Origin of the sequence: Flavobacterium potami (genome assembly GCF_020026915.1) — a bacterium.
In the GTDB taxonomy this organism is placed as follows: Bacteria; Bacteroidota; Bacteroidia; order Flavobacteriales; family Flavobacteriaceae; genus Flavobacterium; species Flavobacterium potami.
Genome location: NZ_JAINUY010000009.1, coordinates 154,345 through 173,442 on the forward strand (window position 1 = coordinate 154,345; position 19,098 = coordinate 173,442).

Below are 19,098 nucleotides of genomic sequence, written 5' to 3' on the forward strand. Positions count from 1 at the left end.
AGATTCAGCTTTTTCCCATTTTAGCATCCACAAGAAGTATCGTTACAAGATTGTCCTGCTTTTACTTCTGAAACTTTTGCGGTTTCCAACCAATCTTCAATCGCTGGTTTTAAAGTATCATAACTTTGAAATCCATGCGAAATCAATTTTACGTTTCCGTTTTCTAAAGTAAGAAGCGTTGGAAATCCTCTAACACCCAATTGTTTACTAAATTGAAATCCTTGTTGTGTTTTAAGTTTACTTTCGTCTGAATTGAAATTTTCTAAAAAAACAATCTTATCAATTCCAATTTCTTTAGCCAATTCACCTAGTACATTTTCGTCTGTAATGTCTTTTCCTTCAGAATAAAATGACTTTTGCATCAAATTCAAAAACTCATAATCTTTTTTAGCCGCTAATTTTTGAACCACAATTAAAGCACGGCTTGCGGGTTCTGTATCGTAAGTAAAAGTATCGCTTACAAATTTCATAGCATGATCAAAATACTGACCACTTCTTTCGTTTACATTCCTCCAGTGGTATTCTAAGAAATCTCTATATTCGGGATCAACAACCTGCTTACTTCCCGGTGAGAATCCTCCAGAAACAATTTCCAAATCAATATCAGGATAATTTTCTTTTAACTTTTTGATTACCGGACTAAAACCAAAACACCATGAGCACATAGCGTCTGTGAAATAAAACATTTTCATAATTCTAAAATTTAAAGTTTTGTAAATTCTGTCTGAGAATGTCAATTGAACGACAATCCTCTTTTAACAAAACAAAATTAGCTTCGGTTTGAAAGAAACAATTTCATTAAAAGTTCAAAAAATATTCTGTAAAGTTTAGAATTAGTAAAGTCTTAAAGCTTCTGTTGAAGTTGTTTCGGCGTATTTCTATATTTCTGTTTGAAAGAAGCAATAAAATGTGCAGGAGTTTCAAAACCAACCTCATAAGCTATTTCTGTAACATTCATTTCAGATCTTAGTAAATTATAGGCCTCTTCCAGTCTTCGTTCCATAATCCATTTTCCGGGATTCATTTTAAAGGTTTGGCTAAACTTACGTTTAAAGGTTGACAAACTGCAATTGGCAAGAAATGCATACTGTTCTAAAGAAATATTTTCCTTGTAATGGCTTTGCATTAATTGCACCAAATCTGGATTTAAGTGTGTATCTAAACTTCGTAATTGCGCTTCAAAATGGTGTCCTTCTGGTGCAGAAATTAAAATCTGAAACAATTCACGAATTTTCAAAGGCAAAATAGCATCTAAACGTTTCGGATCTGTAGTCAATGTCAAACAGGTTTTAAGCTGAGTTATTAAAGCACACATCAATTCATCTGCATGAAGAAGTGCCATATCGCTGCTACACGGAGAAAAATTTGCAGAAAGGGCTTCATTTATATTTCCCAATACACTATCCACTTGCGAATGAAGCCATTTATCTGAGAAAAAAATAATAATCGATTCGTAGCCTTTTTCGGGATCATCGACTTTATCTGTTACCAAATAAGAACCTCTTTTCATAAAATACCCCGAACCTGCAGGAACAATAATCTTGCTGCCGTGATCCAGAATTTCTTTTGTTCCTTCTAAAACGACACTTACAAGGTTCATATGGACACACATATTGGCTCGTTTTATTTCTTCTTTCTGTTTGTAATGAAACAGATAAATGTCTTCATTCCAAGATAAAACATCTGGGCTTTCTTTTATAATAACATTGCAATTAAGATCTTTCATATCGTCTTATTTAGAAAACAACCTACAAATCTACCTTCATAGAAATGAACGAGGAATGGATAAATTTTACTTTATGATGGATAATTATAATTATTAAAAAATAAACCGCTCAATAGACGGTTTACTTTTTTAGATGCTGAAAGTCTTTTACAAAGAACCAGCCTTTACAAAAGTCTGCCAACCACGCATGGTTTCAATAAAACGTTCGCTTAATCCGCCTTGTCTTAAATAATCTGCCATTACAGGCAGTTGCGGACTATCATACATTGGGTTTGCTTTTACCTGAAGAGGAAAATCTCTTTGTAAAATTGCAGCACGTGCAATCAGTACAAAATCACAACCTTCATCTAAAAGTTCTCCTGCACGCTGTGCACTCATAATTTTTCCAGCTGCCCCCAAACGTACTCCTTTACGAGGAAGTTCAGTAAAAACGCTTAGCATTGTTTTTCCTTTAAAAGTTCCGTCGCGAACAATTTGAGCCGAATCCCATAAGGCTAAGTCCAAATAATCTATTAATTCTCGATCAAAAATATCGGCGGTAACTTCTCGCAGTTCTTCCAAAAGTAATCCGTAACGTTCAATAGACAAACGCCAACCAATCTGGAAATTAGGTCCGCAAGCTTTACGGATTCCTTCAATAACTTCAATCGTAAATCTTGCACGGTTCTCTAAGCTTCCGCCGTATTTATCGGTACGATCATTTAAGTTTGGCGACATAAATTCAGAAAGAATCCAACCGAAAGCACCGTGAACAGAAATTCCATCAAAACCCGCCAATTGAGCCCTTTTTGCAGCGGAGATAAAACTATCACGAATTCGCTCTACTTCTTCGGTTGTAATGGCTTTAATTCCTTCAATAGTTTTACCAGAGGCAGGAGCTATTATTCCTCCAATAGAAGGTTTAGCTCGATGTCCAGCATGATGCAATTGCACTGCCGACAAAGCACCTCCATCTCGAATTGCCGATGCTATTTTGGTCAATCCCGGTAAATGATCATCACTATGAATTCCTAACTGACGTTCAAATGCGATACCTCCCGCTTCTACCGTAGAAGCACTAGTTTGAATTAATCCGTAACCACCTTGCGCAAGTTGTTCCATCCAATATTGATCGTATTCAGATGCGGTACCATCAAATTCACTTTGCTGACTGGTTAAAGGTGCCAACATAAAACGGTTTCTCATTGCCGGGCCGTGCAGCAATGTTAGAGGTTTAAATAAATCAGAAACAGACATATCTTTTATTTTTAAAGTTTTACTTCTTTGAATTGTTCGATGCAAAGTTGTGGAGATAATCATTCGTGAAAAATGGATGATTTTTACTTTATAATGGACGTTTTGAATTTGATCTTTCTAAGACTTATGAGGAGAAATTGGAGAATAAAAAATTCTCCATCATAAAGTAAATTTCCTCCATTCTTTGGCAGGCATTGTCGCAGGATCTTTGCCTTGTTAATAAAAACAATTTCAAAATGAAAAAAACAGCTATTATTATTCTTTCTGATCCAAAGGGAGGTTCAGAAGAAGCTTTAGGACGTGTATTCAATGCTTTAGCATCAGCTTATGAATTTAAACACGAAGGTGAAGATGTAAAAATTATTTTTCAAGGTACAGGTATAAGATGGCCAGAACAACTTGAAAAACCTGAACATCCGGTTCATGGTCTTTATAATGAAGTAAAAGATCATGTACACGGTCTTTCTAAAGGTTGTGTTGCAGTATTTGGTACCGAAATATCTGGTTATGATTTATTAAATGATAATGAAGTTCCAGGAACTCCAGGATTACCAAGTTTTGTTAATCTAAGAAAAGAAGGTTACGAAATTTTGATTTTCTAATCCAACTCACTAACTGCCTTCTTATTTATGGGAAGGCAGTTTTTAATTCAAAGATCACAACAATCTCAAGTAACTAAAATGCTGTTTTTTTGCTTAATTTAGCATTCGTCGGCTATTTATTATCAAATTTTAAGTTTTAAATTATGCAAGAGGACTTTCAACACTATATGAACCAATGTCTGGTTTTGGCAAAAAAGGCTTTAGAAGAAGGTAATCCGCCAGTGGGTGCCATAATTGTACTGGAAGGAAAAGTAATTGGAACTGGCATTGAATCAGGAAAATCGACCGGTGATATTACCAATCACGCTGAAATAATGGCGGTTCGAGATGCCTTGAAAAATGGATATTCGGCACAACTTCATTTGGCACAGATGTTTACGACACACGAACCCTGCATTATGTGTTCTTATATGATTCGTCATCACAAAATAGCTGAAATCATTTACGGTACTGCTGTTCCTTATGTTGGTGGTTTTACTTCAAAATATAATGTTCTGACTGCAGAAGATGTTCCTAAATGGGGAGATAAACCAAAAGTTACTGGTGATGTTTGTGTTGAGGAATGTAACCATCTCAATACGCAATTTTTAGAATTACTAAACAAACTTTAATCATGTTATCTCAATCTGTATATACACTTGTTAACCAACAAAATGGAAATTTATCATTCAAAGTATTTGAGTTTGATAACAGTAGTTATTTTGATCATATTCAGCGCAATAATTATTTTACCTTAATTATTATTACTTCGGGAGAAGGCATTGCCAAAGTGGATCTCTGTGAATATGAATTTAAAGAAAATACGATGTTTGCTTTCTATCCGTATCAGCCTTTTATGCTGGCCTCGGAAGGGGCTTTAATGGGAATTTCTATTCAATTTCATCATGATTTTTTCTGTATTTATAGACATCATAAAGAAATAGCTTCTAACGGTATTCTTTTCAACAATATATACGAACAGCCTTTTATTTGGCTTGATGAAAGCAATAAAAAGACACTGCTCAACATTGTCGGAGAGATTGTGAATGAGTTAAAAATGGAAGCGCTGAGAAAAGATGAAGTTCTTGTTTCTTATTTGAAAATATTCTTAGTTCTTGCTACCAGAATAAAACTCGAACAGCAATCTATTTCAAATACTAATAATACTGATAAACAATTACTAATAGTTCAGCAATTAAGAAATGCTATTGAAGACAATTTCAGAACGAAACATTCTGCCAGTGAATATGCCGACATGCTTCATGTAACACCAGTTGTTTTGGCTCGTGCCGCAAAAAATCATTTTAATATGACACTTTCTGATCTGATAACGGAAAGAATTATTGTGGAAGCCAAAAGAGAATTGTACTTAACTGAAAAAACAGTCAAAGAAATTGCCTACGAACTTGGGTACGATGATGAATATTATTTCAGTAGAGTATTTAAAGGAAAAACCGATATATCTCCACAATTTTATAGAGATTCGATAGGTTTTAATAGAGGTGCATTATCATCGTGATCATTTATTTTTTTGAAACTGATAGATTCTAAGTTTAGAATTTAGACTAAAAAAAAGATCAAGCATTCTTAAACGTCTGATCTTTTTTTATTTTTTATAAAATGATAAAGGATTAATGGCCGTCAAATTCCCTCCTATTGTAAAAAGCTTCATCATCATTTTCAAAGCGAGATTCGTCATTCGGATAATAAGATCTCATAACTGCTTTTTCATAATTCCTGTCAAAATTCTGCTGTGTATTGTATCGACCTGTTTTTCTAAAAGTATCATATCCTATACTGTTAGCCATGACAATTTTAGTATCCTTATTAATGCTAACTGATCCAATTGGTATTATCAGATGACTGTCTCCATCTCGGTACATAAATTCTCTTCCATTTTCATTTGCTATCGTATCGTGAATCTCATTTTTACTGTCGTCTATAAGTGCTTTATCTACATTGACATCCAGATAAACAACACGTTGCATGTCTTTGTTTACCCACAGATTATCAATTTTCCCAATCGTGCGGTTGTCAGCGTCTACTATTTTCCATCCTCTTACATCAGAATAGTTGGAAGCTACTTTATAATCAGAAAGCTCATCTAGTCTGTATAAATTTCTATCTTTATTTTCCATGTTTTTTCTATTTAAATAATTGTACTTTTTCTTAAGCCACCCTTATAAGAATTAATTTGCTGTACTATCTACAGGTGTAACATTTTCGACCTCAATAGTGCTTTGGGTCTGTGTCTCATCATCTCTCAAAAAGAAATAGTATACAAACGCTGCAACTAATAATAATGCAACAATCCATGGCCAAATAGGCTTCTTTTTCTCAATTTTAATTTCTGCCATAACTTTATTTATTAATATGAGTATTTTAATTTCTATTAAAGGTACAAACGAGATTTTGTCGTAAAGTATTTAATTTCAGGCTTATGTTATACAATTCCCAGTTTACTAAAAAATCAGATTTCAAAATTTTCAGATTATAGAAGTGACCATTTAACATATGGAAAACAAATAAAAAAGGATCGGAATTTATTCCCGATCCTTAAACTGTATTACAAACAATTTTTATTTTTTAAAAAATCAATTTTCACTATTTTCTACCCTAGTAAATCTTCGAACTTGCTTTTTAAAACATCTTGATTCTGATGACCAAAGTAATGACCTAAAACAGTATAATTATCATCAAAAACGACAAATGAGGGAGTTCCTCTTAACTGATTGAGTGTAAAGGTCTCTGCTATTAAAGGTATTTGAGTATAATGTGCTTTTACTTTTTGAATTAAAAGCTGTTTCTCTGTTTCAGAAAAAGCTTTAAAATTTGGTATGTTCTTACACATTAATTCAATTTTATCTGAATTTATGAATGCCTCAGATGTAGTCATAGAATCAAAAGCTACCGGGAAATTTAATGTCTCCGGATACTTAGAAAGATTGTAATTGGAATGGTAATATTTTTTGGTTTCTCCTACCATCTCTCCATTATGCAGCAAAAGATTTAAGCTTTTTTCATTATTATACTCAAAATCTTCAAAAGCCGTTGCAACTCCAATAAAACCAACTTTTTCCTGAAATAAGTTATAAAGATTATTCGTTAAAGGAATTCCATATATGAAGCAACCTGGGCAATTTACCTGAAAAACAAAGGCCAAATTTACTTTCTTAAGTTCAAATTCTCCCTGTACTAATTCCTGAATATTGAGATGAAATTTTGACATCGTTCAAACAATAATTGTTACTACTCATTTTTTAAAAGCTTTATCACTTTTATTAGATACAAAATTAATTAAGAACACTAATTTGATAATAGTCCAGTTTTTATAATAATTCAGATTATCTGGTTTTATAATACTATAAGAGCTTAAAAAAACAGCAGCAATAATTGCTGCTGTTTTTTTACAATAACTAATTTATTATTTTTTAGTCAATTGTATTTGGTAAGTGAAAGTTGTTGGCTTTGCATAAACCATAAACTGCTCTAAAGGTCTTGGACCACATCCATTTGAGCCTACTCCTAAAGTTTTATGACTTACACACAATACCGTTCCTTTACTTTGCGGAAGGTCAATTTTATACTCTACTGGATCCATTTCTTCGTCGCTATAAGGTAACGCAGAAACCTGCATCAAGTCGTCAACCTTTTTTACGGTTATTCCTGCTCCATTTTCAGCATTTAGATTTGCCCATCTTACATCTTCATGATTTCCACATTCCATTGGTTTTTCATAAGGAGTTAACTGATTTGCAACCGTACTTGCATAATGACCAACATCAAAACCGCTTTTACGATCCGCATAATTCTCCATTGGACCACGACCTAAATAATCAAACTGATTGATATTTTTATTTAAAAACATACGAACTCCAATTCTGGCTAAAATAAGTTTAGGCTCACTAAAACCAACCTCATTTACAGCAGTTATTAGTCCGTTTCCGTCAATAGTGTAAATTATTTTGTGTTGTACTTTAAAATTCTCTTTTCCTGTTCCTGTCAGACTTGTCGCAATTTCAATTACATCTGAAGAAACTTTTCTACTTTTTGCCTCATTAACAACCCAAGAAATGTTCTTTAAACCATATTTTTCCCAATCACGATACGCCCACATATCATCAGTTTGGTGTGGTGCACGCCATAAATGAAGCATTGGCCCGCCATTTTCCTGCAGTACATTTTCTCCGTTTTTCTCTAATTTGGTAAAAGTCCCTTTTGTTTTATCAAAATCAATACTAAAGTCTGAACCTTTTATAACAATATTAGTTTTTGATTCTTTTAAAGTTAAGTTGCTTCCTTTCAATTCCTTCTTTGTTTCAGCTATTGGCGTACCTAATTCAAACTGTTGTGATGCTACTTCGAACCCTTTCTTCGCCCAGTTCTGATCTTCTCCCAAATAAAATGAAACTCTCACAAAATATTCTGCACCTGCTTTTGGAGCGAGAGTAAAGGGAATCTTTACTTCTTTTTCAGCACCCGGGTATATGGTTCCAACCAATAAATCGCCAGAAGACAAAGGCAAACCGTTTTCGGTTAACTCCCATTTAGCCGTTAAACCTTGAAGATTCAGAAACTGATAACGGTTTTTAATGGTTACAAAACCATTTTTGATGTCTTTGTCTCGAATCGTAATCCATTGATAAGCATGTTTTAATTCTGGAAAATGCGGTTTCGGAGATCTGTCTGAGAATACAACACCTTTATGAATAAAATAATGATCATTTGGAAATTCACCAAATCCACCACCAAAAGCCGTTATACGATGTTTAGGATCACGATTGTTGTAAATTCCCTGGTCCTGCCACTCCCAAATAGCACCACCAAGCAATTCCGGATATTTATCAAACATTTCATTGTACAGATCAACAGAGCCCATAGAATTGAACATGGCATGTGCATATTCACACAAATAAAAAGGCTTTGTCAGTTTAGCATCTTTTGCATGTTCTACCATTGGCGCAATCTGAGTATACATTTGACTGTCTATATCAGCAGGATTTTTTTCACCAATACCAAATCCTTCATAATGCGTCGGACGGTCGGGATCAATTGCTTTTATGGCTGCTAATGCTGCTCTAAAGTTCGTTCCGCCTGTACCGTTTTCATTACCCAAAGACCAAATTAAAACAGAAGGATGGTTTTTGAAACTTTGTACATTCGCCACATTACGATCAACAATTGCCGCTTTGATTGTCGGTACTTCATTAAACTGATTTTGCTCTTCGTGACATTCTACATTAGCTTCTGCTACTAAATAAATTCCGTATTCATCACAAAGCTCATACCATCTCGGATCGTCAGAATAATGGCTGGTACGAACGTGATTACTGTTTGTTTGTTTAATTAACGTGATATCCTTTATCATCTCTTCCTCTGTCACGGCGTGACCATCATCTGGGAAATTTTCGTGACGATTTACCCCTTTCAATTTAATTGGAACTCCGTTTACAGTAAACAAGCGCCCTTTGATTTCAATTTCTCTAAAACCTGTTCTTGAAGATAAGGTTTCTATCGTATTTTTTCCATCATTTAAGTTCAATACCGTTGTATATAAATTTGGTGTTTCAGCCGTCCATTTTTTAGGATTGCTTACGCGAAAGTTCAAATCTATGGTTACTTCCTGACCTGGTTTTAAAGCCGGAATCATCTTTTTGCCTGATGCTCCATCTACAGGAATTGTGCCTTCGTATAAAGAAGCCGTAAGTTCCTGAGGTTTTGTGGCTTTAGTTCCGTAATTTTTAATTTTTGCAGAAACAATCAACTCAGCATCTCTAAATTGATCATCCAAGTTCGTTTTGATAAAATAATCACGAATATGTACTTGCGGAGCGCTCCATAAAGTTACATTTCTGAAGATCCCGCTTAATCGCCACATATCTTGATTTTCCAAATAACTTCCGCTTGTAAAACGGTAAACCTCTACTGCTACAGTATTTTTTCCTGGTTTCACATATTTAGTCAAATCAAATTCAGCTGCGTTACGGCTGTTTACACTATAACCTACTTTTTGCCCATTTATCCAGATAAAGAACCCGGCATCTACTCCATCAAATGTGATAAAAATACGACGGTCTTTCCAATTTTCGGGAAGTGTAAAATCTCGTCTGTAACTCCCAACTGGATTTCTTTCTGTAAAATTGGTATATTTCTCAGATGGAGTTCCCATTACGTGCGGAAAATCCTTTTTGAAAATATATGTAAAGTTGCTGTAGTTTGGTGTTCCATAACCTTCCACCTGCCAATTTGAAGGCACTTTTATTTCTTTCCAGCTACTTACATCATAATCCATTTTATAAAAATCAACCGGACGCTTTTGTGGCCAGTCTACCCAATTGAATTTCCACATTCCATTTAAACTTTTACTAAATGTTGAGGCATGCCTGTTTAAAGCTAAAGCTTCTGTTAATGAAGCATATGGCATTAAAGTCGCATGTGCAGCTTCTTTATTAATTCCGATATTTTCAGGATCTTCAATTTCTTTTGGGACTTTGACCGTATCCTGAACGGAAAGATTCTGATTTGTTTTTTGAAAAGCAAAACAGGGATTTTGAATTAATGCCAGCATTGAAAATAATCCAATTTGGGCAATTTGTTTTTTTAATAATTGCTGCATCATAATGTTGGTGTTGTAATTTGATTTTTTAATGGTTTGTAAAATCAATGTGCACTTACTATTTTCTGTAAAGCTTATAAGATTTCAAATTTCATAAAAATAGCCCTGCAAAATGCAATTATACAAACTTAATAAAACGTTTTAGTAAAATAAAACCAATTATGTATTTGTCATTATTTTTGTCATTTAATTAAACATTATATTTAAAATTATATTTTATAAAAACAATTCACATCAAAAACACTTAGAAACCATCTTATTATCAAAAATTAAAAATGGCAGTCTAAAAAACTTAAAATAAAACATACTTAAGTACAAAATTTTTATGTCATTAAACTTTAAAAAGTTAAAAGCCAGGAGATGTTTTTTTTATTAATAAAAGAAGTCACACGGCATAAGAAAATCTCTAATTTAGAAACGATCTTTCACAAAAAGAAATAAAAAAAGCTCCCAATTATGAGAGCTTAGAATATTTTATAATGTTGCATGTTTATTTAATCCTGTTCGAAAACTTTACCCAAATGTTCCTCCATAACAAAATAAGGATCATCTTTATGAGTCATGGATTTTATATGAATTAAACTGGTTTTTACTCATCATTCTGAGCATTTGTCTTCTCTCGCATTTTACAATTTTACTATTCTCTTCTCTTTGGCCTGTCGTAAAAGCACTTCTTCCATGTGCACACAAATGATTATTGACAAAAACAACATCACCAGAATCAGGTATGTATTCACTGTTTATCAATTCTTTAGCTTCGTTCAAAAATTCTGTTAGATTGTAAAGTGCTTCAGAAGCAAAAATCAAAAGTCGTAGAAGCCTCCACTTTTTATGTACTATTTAGATATTATTAATAGATAATTTCATACTTTTGAATTTTTATTTATTCTAAATAAGAATAGTTTTTTTTAATCCTAACTATATTTCATGAAGCTTAAATTAGTATTGCTCTTTGTATTCTCGACAACATTTTTAATGGCACAAAATACCCTCTCTGGTAAAATAAATGATCCGCAAGGAAATCCGTTGGCAGGCGTTAACATTTTACTTTCGGGCACTCCAATAAGTACAAAAACCAATGCTGATGGATTCTATCAAATAGAAAATCTTAAAAATGGACATTACGTACTTGAAGTGAGTTTAGATGGATATAGTTCAAAAAAGCATACAATTGATTTGGAAAATTCTTCCAAAATTTCAGTCACTATAACTTTAGAAAAGGGAGACAAAACAACTAAAGAAGCAGAGAATTTAAATGATGTAGTGGTAAAAAGCATATCTGAAAAACGAAAAAAAGAGCAGACAGCACAAGCTGTTTCTGTCATAGAAATGAAGGAAGCGAAATTCAAAACCACTGATTTAGGCGAAGTTTTGGCACAAACGCAAGGCATAAGCGTTCGCCGAAGTGGTGGCTTGGGTTCGAGAACCAATTTTTCGATGAATGGATTAACTGGTAACCAAATCCGATTTTTCTTAGAAGGAATTCCGTTGGAATATCACGGTTATTCTTTTGGAGTTTCTACGGTTCCAGTCAATTTAATTGATCGTGTTGAGGTCTATAAAGGTGTAGTTCCTATCGAATTTGGTGTCGATGCACTTGGTGGTGCTGTCAATCTGATTACTCCAAAAATCAAATCGGGCTTTAGTGGATCTTTTTCAGCTCAGGCAGGATCTTTTGGAACTTACAGAACTTCATTAATACTTAATAATTATAACGAAAAGACGGGATTTTTTATAAAAGGAAGCGGATTCTACGATACATCTCAAAACAACTATAAAGTTGATGTTGATGTGGCTGATGATGCCGGTAAGATAAAAAAAGTTACGGTACCCAGATTTCATGATGCCTACAAAGGTTATGGTGTACAGTTAATTACAGGTTTAAAAGACAGAAGCTGGGCAAAAGAATTGAGCATCGAAGGATTTTATACGGATTATACAAAAGAGATTCAGCACAATCAATTAATGGTTGGAGTTCCCTATGGAGAAGTGATGACTTATAGAAAATCAGCTGGATCTGTCCTTACCTATCGTAATAATTTTGGTGAAAACATTATGCTGGATATTATTTCGGGATACAATTACAGAGAACGTCAATTTACAGATGTATCTGACTATGTATACAATTGGTATGGCGAGCGTATTGAAGGTTCTGCAGGAAATGTTAGAGGAGAGATTTCAGAATCTACTGGCCCTAGTGATACTTATACTTGGAATAATGATGTTTTTTCGCGCTTGAAAGCTTCATGGAAAATCAACAATCAGTATGCGGTGAGTTTTTCTTCGGCACCCACCTACTCCAAACAAACAGGAGACGACAGACTTATCAATGGTTATGATCCAGCAACTGCCGTACGAGATTATTTTACTTGGGTAAACGGAGCAGACTTTAAAATAAATGCCCTAAATGAAAAGTTAGAAGATGTTTTTTTTATTAAAAATTATTGGCAAAAAATTAGCTCAGAAGAAAAAATTCCTTCCAATAATTCTGTAATAAGAGAAAATCGAAATGCAAATTATTTTGGTTTCGGAAATGGATTCCGTTTTAAATTCAATCAGCAATTTGCAACAAGATTAACTTACGAATATGCTACGCGTTTGCCTCAAACAGATGAACTTTTCGGAGATGGTCAATTTATACAAGGAAATTTAAATTTAAAACCTGAACGAAGTCATAACGTCAATTTTGAGCTTTTTTTCACATCAAAAACAAATTTTGAAAAGAGCAGCTGGCAGGCTCAAACGAATTTATTTTTAAGAAAAATAGACAATCAAATCTTATTTGTTCCTAGTGTAGACCGCAATAATATTTATCAGAATGTATTTGCCGCTACTTCTAAAGGAATTGAGGTTTCCGGGAGCTGGACTTCTAAAAATGATAAGCTTTCCTTTCATGCAAACAGTACCTACCAACATTTTTACAATGATTCAAATGAAGGAATATTTGCAGCCTACAAAGGGGATCGCGTTCCGAATCAGCCTTACTTTTTCGCTAACGGAGGTGTTAATTATTCTTTTCACAATATCAGCGGAAAACCTGATAAATTATCTCTCTTTCTGGATGCAAGATATGTATACGAATTCTTTAGAAGTTGGGAAAGTGCTTCTGTAAATCCATTTGTTATTCCGAGTCAACAGACTTTCGATTTTGGGACAACTTATCATAACAATCTAAATGGAGTTAAATATGCTCTAACAGCAGAAATACAAAACTTAACGAACGAAAAAAACTATGACTTTTTTGGTGTACAAAAACCAGGAAGATCTTTCAATATCAAATTAGTAACTCAATTTTAATTATAATTAAATAACCAATAGGTATGAAAACAATTCGATTTTTTAAAAAACATGCTGCATTAGCCATAATCTGTTCTGCATTAGCATTAACATCTTGTAGTTCAGATGATTCCAAAACAGATGAAGGCCAAGGAAACAATCCTACCGTTATAGCGTCAGTTCGAGTAAATACTCCATCAGGAAGAGTTTTTTATTTAGGAGCTTATGATAAATTCCCTGCCACACTTGATTATAAGACCATGACTGAGATAGGTCCTGGTGCAACCATATATTCTTATGGAGAACATCCGTATGTTTGGAACGGAACAGCTTCAACTTTAACAAAGTACAATGTAAGCAATGATATGAAAATTTCTAGCGCAGATGCTTTAAGTCTTGCTGGTACAGGAGTTAGCGGTACTTTCGGACCTCCTGCATTTGTATCAGAAACAGAAGCGTACTTTTTCGTTTTAAATGATGGAAAAATCATCAAGTTTAATCCAACAACGATGACAATCACAGAAACTATAACAGTTACTCCTCTTCCATTAAGCAACGACCCTGCTGTAAAAACATCTACTTACAGTAGTTATGTTACTTCTGCAAAAAAAATTATTCTTCCTGTGGGAGCTGTACCAACAGATTATAATAAATTTCCACAATATGCTCAAATTGCAGTTTTTGACATAGCATCAAAATCAGTTACTTATGTTAAAGATACACGTATGTCAATGGGGTATTTTACCTTTGCAAAAGGTAATGACGGTACTTTGTATTACAGATCATCTCGTGAAACTGCGCTTTCATTAGATTATAGTACCGTTACAGGTAACCCACCAACAGGAGGATTATTAAAGGTAAATCCTAATGGAACATTCGACCCTAACTTTTTTGTAGATCTAAAAGCTGCTATAAATGCACACTCAGTAAATGTTGTACCTTATGTTCACGGAGATAAAGCTCTTGCTCAATACTTAGATAACACTTTTACTCCACCTGCAAAACCTGCTGATTGGTACAATGCGCCAACTAAATATGCACTTGTAGATTTAAAAACTTTAAAAGTAGAACCATTTAATTCGTTTGTACAATACGGAACAGTATATTCAGTAGGAACAATTGACGGTGTCGAATATTATGGAAACATACCAACTGACAATAATAACTTTAAATACAGACTTCTAAAACAAAATGGAGCTGCTGATTTTGAAGCCATTTCTGAAGCTCTTGGCGGAAGTTTAATTTTTGTTGGAAGATTAAGATAAAACTACTTCCTTTATTTATAAATAAGGGAATTTAATTTAAATAAAAAAGAGGAATCTATCCCAATAGGATTCCTCTTTTTTATACAAGATCTGACAGCTATTTTTTTAAGGTACTAAAACTGCGCGTCCTTTTATTTTGCCTTGTCTCATTTTTTCATAAACTTCATTAGCATCATCAAGTTTATGTTTCTCTATTTCTATATGAATTTTCTTTTGTCTTGCCAAACCTACAACCTCCATCAGTTCTGTTCTTGAACCCCAGTACGGATTTGTCATGCTTACTCCAAATGGAAGACCATTCATACTATACTGATAGTTTCCTCCTCCAAGCCCCACAATGGTTAAATCTCCATCCAGACTTACAACCTTTGTTCCTAAATCTATCGTAGAAGTAGCGCCTACGAAATCTATTACAACTCTTGCTTTCTTAATTCCGGTAATATTTTGAATTTGTTCTGCTGCATTAGCATCTTTCGAATTGACAGTGAAATCGGCTCCCAATTCTTTTGCAAAGGCAAGTTTTTCTTCTGTAACATCACAGGCAATGATCGCTGCTCCACTGATTTCTCTCAAGATTTGCAATGCCACGTGCCCTAATCCACCTACACCGATTACAACCACAAATTCATCAGGCATTAATTTGTCCAAAGAACGTTTTATAGCCGAATAAGGTGTAAGAGCCGCATCGGTTAAAGGCGCTGCAATAACGGGATCAAGATCAAAAATTGGAACCAAAAGTCTTGAAGATGGAACCAGCATATAATCTGCCATTCCGCCATCTAATCCAAGTCCTCCTCCATAAGCCTGTTCGGACTGATGATCGCAGTAATTTTCTTTTGATTGTTGGCAAGGTTTACAATGTCCGCATCCCCAAGGTCCGTAAACCAGAACTGCATCACCTTTTTTATATCCTTTTACATTTTCGCCAATTTCTTCTACCCATCCGGCATTTTCATGTCCTAGAGTAAAAACCGTTCCCACTACTGTTCCTTCATCAATAATATGCAAATCTGAATGACAAACACCTGCCCCACCAATCTTTAATAAAACTTCATCACCCTTTGGAACTGGTCTCTCTATATCGTTAACAACACGGACATCTTTGTGCCCAAAAAAACGTACTGCTTTCATAAAATAAACTTTTGAATTACTATTCACTAATTTACGACATGTCTCTTGTAAACACGGCAAGTATTGAGTTAAGTTTATCCTAATTATAGTTTATTTTAAATTCTGGGATAGAATAATGCTGTAGAAATTACGGAAGGAGTTTTAATCTCCTTTATAAAGAAATCAATCCATAAGTCCCTATTATTTACAATAAAAAAAACTCCCTAAAACTTAGGGAGTTCTTCGGCAGCCGGCGGGTGCCTGAAATGGTATGCGGTAACTAACTAAATCATTGAACAGAACCTTCAGACGAACCCCGCCGGTCCCCTGTTTTTTTTCTGATTGATATCTAGTATCGTTACCCTTTATAAAATCAAAATTAGTACAATAAAAACCCAAATACTTATAGAATATTCCGATAAGATTACAGGATTCTAAGCTTTTACAGACTCCATATAAATATTATGTTTGAATACTAAAAGATGTATAAATCACTTTCATGAAAAAGGAATAGTCGCTTCTAAAAATAATAACGAGGCAATAAACTGACTTTCAAAACAATGAGACAAAATACATCAGAAAGCCTTTATCCATAAGGTCTAAACGCACTTAACACCTTGCCTTATGTGTGATTTTTATCTAATTTTGCATTATGAATTACGAAGATATTAAACGCCATTTTGAAAATAATCCTCCACCGAAAGAAGTACAATGGACCGCTTGGGCCAACATCACCGACACAAAGTTATTTTTGAGGAGTTGTTATATCGGTATTATCAATTTTAACGGACCTGCTGACCGCTGTCCGGCGTGGTGGCATCTAAGAGATTTTTATATTCTGATGAAAAAAAATGCTAATTTGCAAGCAGTTCCAGAAGAAACTGTGGAAGAAAATAGTATTGAAACTATTTCTGAAACAACGAGTTCCGAAGAAATTCCTGCCGAATCAGAAGTAGCTGTTTCAAATTAATCTTTTATAATTACCTAGTTTATTTAAATGCAATTGCCCTGAACTTGATATCTCAGAGCAATTGTATTAAACTGTATCTATCTTTTTACATACCAGTAGAAATTCCGCTTTATCTCTTGAAGCTGTATTCCAATCGATTGCCATTATTTCATGCAGAAGTTCTTTAAGTTCCTGAAAAGAGCCCGGTTTTACTGCATAATAATCAGCTCCTAATTTATAAGAAAGCTCGATATGCAGTAAACTACTGCTGGTAGAAAACATAATTATTTTTGTTCCGTTAAAAAAATGTTCGCCGGTTCTTATTTCTTTCAAGCATTCAAAACCATTTTTGCACGGCATATTGATATCCAAAAATATGATTTCAGGTTGATCCCAAGCTGTGTTGTGAAGATTATTTAAAAGCTGTTGTCCATCTTCGGATACTTTGACGGCAATCTCAGGATGGAGTTCTCTGAGAGCATCCAGAAATAAAATTCTATCATCTTCATCATCCTCTGCCAGATAAATAATTTTACGGGAGTTCTGTTCTTGTAACATAGCTTAAAAAATTATGCAGTTAGAAAAAAATTTAAAAATCCGCAAAAATTTATATCAGGAGGAAATATAAGCTTTTGTAAAACTTCTAACATTAGAGGTTTATGTCTGAAGTAGTTATATTTTATAAATGTAAGAATTTTTTCTTATTTAAACATAAAAAACACAGATAATATTACGAAAAGCAAAAAAAACAATTTCACTTTCAATGTCTTGGAGATGATATTATCCTTATTTATTACTTAAAATACAACAGATTTACATTTAATTCCTCGTTCAAAAACTGCTCTTAAATTTATACGATTGGCATAAAAAATCCTGTAAAAGTTTTACAGGATTTTAAAATTATAACTAACATATTAACACTAAAAACTATTTTCCATAATTTTTATTTTGAAAATTCAACCTTGTTTAGTTTTTTCCAGCTTCCACGTGTGAAATCAGGAATTTCTACCGGTGCTGAATTATTGTCTAAAGAAATCTCTGTCAACGGACTCAAACAAGACCATTCTGCCAAATCATAAACATCCATATCAAGCGGAAGCCCTTTTTGAATACAATAAAACATACGGTAATCCATAATAAAATCCATACCGCCGTGACCACCAACTTTCTTTGCCATCTCTTCAATATCTTTTACAATTGGATTTTTATATTTCTCCATCAAAAGTTTTTTCACATCTTCAGAAACAAATTCCTCAGCATTTAAATTCTGATAGTTTTTAGCAATTTCTGCTCCAGCTTCTTTTGCATCAATGGCGTAACCTTCAACAGGGTATTTATTAGCAAAACCTTTTGTGCCAGATAACTGATACATTCTGCTATAAGGTCTTGGACTTGTAACATCATGCTGAATCTGAATTGTTTTGCCCATTTCCGTACGAATCATCGTCATGGTATGGTCACCGTTTCTAAAATCTGTTACCACTTCTCCTGTTTTTTCTTTTATAAAAGCAGGATTACCAACAGCTTTTGTATCCATCGAAACCAAGAAATTCATTTTATCTCCTCTATGAATATTCAAAGCCAAACAAGCTGGCCCCATTCCGTGAGTTGGATAAATATCACCTCTGTGTTTACGGTTATAATCCATACGCCAGTTGTTCCAATATTCTCCCCAATACGGCTGAAGTCCATGAATATAAGAACCTTCTGCATGAAGAATTTCTCCAAATAAACCTTGTTGCGCCATATTTAATGTAGTCAATTCAAAGAAATCATACACGCAATTCTCCAGCATCATACAATGTTTTCTAGTCTTTTCAGAAGTATCAATAATATCCCAGATTTCTTTCATAGTTAAAGCTCCTGGAACTTCTACAGCAACGTGTTTACCATCGTTCATAGCTTGTACAGCAATATTTGCGTGATGTTTCCAATCTGTAACAATATACACTAAATCTACATTACTCAATTTTGTAACTTGTTTCCAGCCATCTTCTCCAAAAAATTCCTGCGCTTTTGGCTTTCCATGTTTTACTAAAGTATCATTAGCCGCTTTTGTTCTTTCTTCGAGCATATCGCAAAGTGCTACGATTTCTACTCCAGGAATATGCGTTATTCTTTCTACCGCTCCTGTACCACGCATTCCTAAACCAATAATTCCTACATGAACGACAGGAATTGCTGGTGTAGCCAAACGCAATACATCGGTTTGCCCTTTAGCTCTTTTTGGAGCTTTTGTTTTGATAAGTTGAGCAGATACATCGCAAACTTTTAACAGCAAAAATGCTATCAGTAAAATTTTAAAACTTGAACTTTTCATTTTTTTTTATTTAATGGTA

At 34.0% G+C, this 19,098-nt stretch carries 16 protein-coding genes; 6 read left to right on the top strand and 10 right to left on the bottom strand.

The window, feature by feature from the left end:
- Positions 1 to 20: 20 nt before the first annotated feature.
- The 3 genes from K6T82_RS22285 to K6T82_RS22295 form a co-directional block, all read right to left on the bottom strand.
- Entirely contained in the window at positions 21 to 692 is a 672-nt protein-coding gene (locus tag K6T82_RS22285) for a DsbA family protein (RefSeq protein ID WP_223710865.1), read from the bottom strand.
- 152 nt (positions 693 to 844) lie between these two features.
- Entirely contained in the window at positions 845 to 1,726 is an 882-nt protein-coding gene (locus K6T82_RS22290) for a helix-turn-helix transcriptional regulator (RefSeq protein ID WP_223710867.1), read from the bottom strand.
- A gap of 147 nt (positions 1,727 to 1,873) precedes the next feature.
- Positions 1,874 to 2,962: an NADH:flavin oxidoreductase gene (locus K6T82_RS22295; protein WP_223710869.1), complete on the bottom strand. Its 1,089-nt coding sequence runs from the start codon at positions 2,960 to 2,962 to the stop codon at positions 1,874 to 1,876.
- A 236-nt stretch (positions 2,963 to 3,198) separates the two neighbouring features.
- On the opposite strand from K6T82_RS22295, the gene K6T82_RS22300 reads away from it, so the two are divergent.
- From K6T82_RS22300 to K6T82_RS22310, 3 genes are all read left to right on the top strand, one after another.
- Entirely contained in the window at positions 3,199 to 3,564 is a 366-nt protein-coding gene (locus K6T82_RS22300; RefSeq protein WP_223710871.1) for a DsrE family protein, read from the top strand.
- A gap of 143 nt (positions 3,565 to 3,707) precedes the next feature.
- Positions 3,708 to 4,175 (top strand): nucleoside deaminase, encoded by a 468-nt coding sequence (locus K6T82_RS22305; RefSeq protein ID WP_223710873.1) that lies wholly within the window; start codon positions 3,708 to 3,710, stop codon positions 4,173 to 4,175.
- Between the two features lie 2 nt (positions 4,176 to 4,177).
- Positions 4,178 to 5,062 carry a helix-turn-helix domain-containing protein gene (locus K6T82_RS22310; RefSeq protein ID WP_223710875.1) on the top strand — a complete coding sequence of 295 codons (885 nt, stop codon included), beginning with the start codon at positions 4,178 to 4,180 and terminating at the stop codon, positions 5,060 to 5,062.
- Between the two features lie 112 nt (positions 5,063 to 5,174).
- Here K6T82_RS22310 and K6T82_RS22315 read toward each other — a convergent pair whose 3' ends face one another.
- The 4 genes from K6T82_RS22315 to K6T82_RS22330 all read right to left on the bottom strand — a co-directional run bounded on the left by K6T82_RS22315 (position 5,175) and on the right by K6T82_RS22330 (position 10,162).
- Positions 5,175 to 5,681, bottom strand: a complete 507-nt coding sequence (locus K6T82_RS22315; protein WP_223710877.1) for a PRC-barrel domain-containing protein — start codon at positions 5,679 to 5,681, stop codon at positions 5,175 to 5,177.
- Between the two features lie 51 nt (positions 5,682 to 5,732).
- Positions 5,733 to 5,900 carry a hypothetical protein gene (locus K6T82_RS22320; RefSeq protein WP_223710879.1) on the bottom strand — a complete coding sequence of 56 codons (168 nt, stop codon included), beginning with the start codon at positions 5,898 to 5,900 and terminating at the stop codon, positions 5,733 to 5,735.
- Between the two features lie 254 nt (positions 5,901 to 6,154).
- Positions 6,155 to 6,772 carry a hypothetical protein gene (locus tag K6T82_RS22325; protein ID WP_223710881.1) on the bottom strand — a complete coding sequence of 206 codons (618 nt, stop codon included), beginning with the start codon at positions 6,770 to 6,772 and terminating at the stop codon, positions 6,155 to 6,157.
- A 195-nt stretch (positions 6,773 to 6,967) separates the two neighbouring features.
- Complete coding sequence (locus K6T82_RS22330) at positions 6,968 to 10,162, bottom strand: glycoside hydrolase family 2 TIM barrel-domain containing protein (RefSeq protein ID WP_223710883.1); 3,195 nt, start codon at positions 10,160 to 10,162, stop codon at positions 6,968 to 6,970.
- A gap of 924 nt (positions 10,163 to 11,086) precedes the next feature.
- Between K6T82_RS22330 and K6T82_RS22340 the strand changes: the two genes are divergently transcribed.
- On the top strand, positions 11,087 to 13,456 hold the full coding sequence (locus tag K6T82_RS22340) for a TonB-dependent receptor (RefSeq protein WP_223710888.1): 2,370 nt from the start codon (positions 11,087 to 11,089) through the stop codon (positions 13,454 to 13,456).
- Positions 13,457 to 13,479: 23 nt separating this feature from the next.
- Positions 13,480 to 14,700: a hypothetical protein gene (locus K6T82_RS22345; protein WP_223710890.1), complete on the top strand. Its 1,221-nt coding sequence runs from the start codon at positions 13,480 to 13,482 to the stop codon at positions 14,698 to 14,700.
- Between the two features lie 105 nt (positions 14,701 to 14,805).
- Here the strand turns inward: K6T82_RS22345 and K6T82_RS22350 are convergent, their stop codons facing one another.
- Positions 14,806 to 15,831 carry an NAD(P)-dependent alcohol dehydrogenase gene (locus K6T82_RS22350; protein ID WP_223710893.1) on the bottom strand — a complete coding sequence of 342 codons (1,026 nt, stop codon included), beginning with the start codon at positions 15,829 to 15,831 and terminating at the stop codon, positions 14,806 to 14,808.
- Positions 15,832 to 16,462: 631 nt separating this feature from the next.
- Between K6T82_RS22350 and K6T82_RS22355 the strand changes: the two genes are divergently transcribed.
- Complete coding sequence (locus tag K6T82_RS22355; RefSeq protein WP_223710895.1) at positions 16,463 to 16,780, top strand: DUF6965 family protein; 318 nt, start codon at positions 16,463 to 16,465, stop codon at positions 16,778 to 16,780.
- Between the two features lie 66 nt (positions 16,781 to 16,846).
- On the opposite strand, the gene K6T82_RS22360 is transcribed toward K6T82_RS22355, so the two are convergent.
- Positions 16,847 to 17,317, bottom strand: coding sequence for a response regulator (locus tag K6T82_RS22360; RefSeq protein WP_223710898.1), 471 nt, complete (start codon positions 17,315 to 17,317; stop codon positions 16,847 to 16,849).
- A gap of 385 nt (positions 17,318 to 17,702) precedes the next feature.
- Positions 17,703 to 19,079, bottom strand: a complete 1,377-nt coding sequence (locus K6T82_RS22365; RefSeq protein ID WP_223710900.1) for a Gfo/Idh/MocA family protein — start codon at positions 19,077 to 19,079, stop codon at positions 17,703 to 17,705.
- Positions 19,080 to 19,098 lie beyond the last annotated feature (19 nt).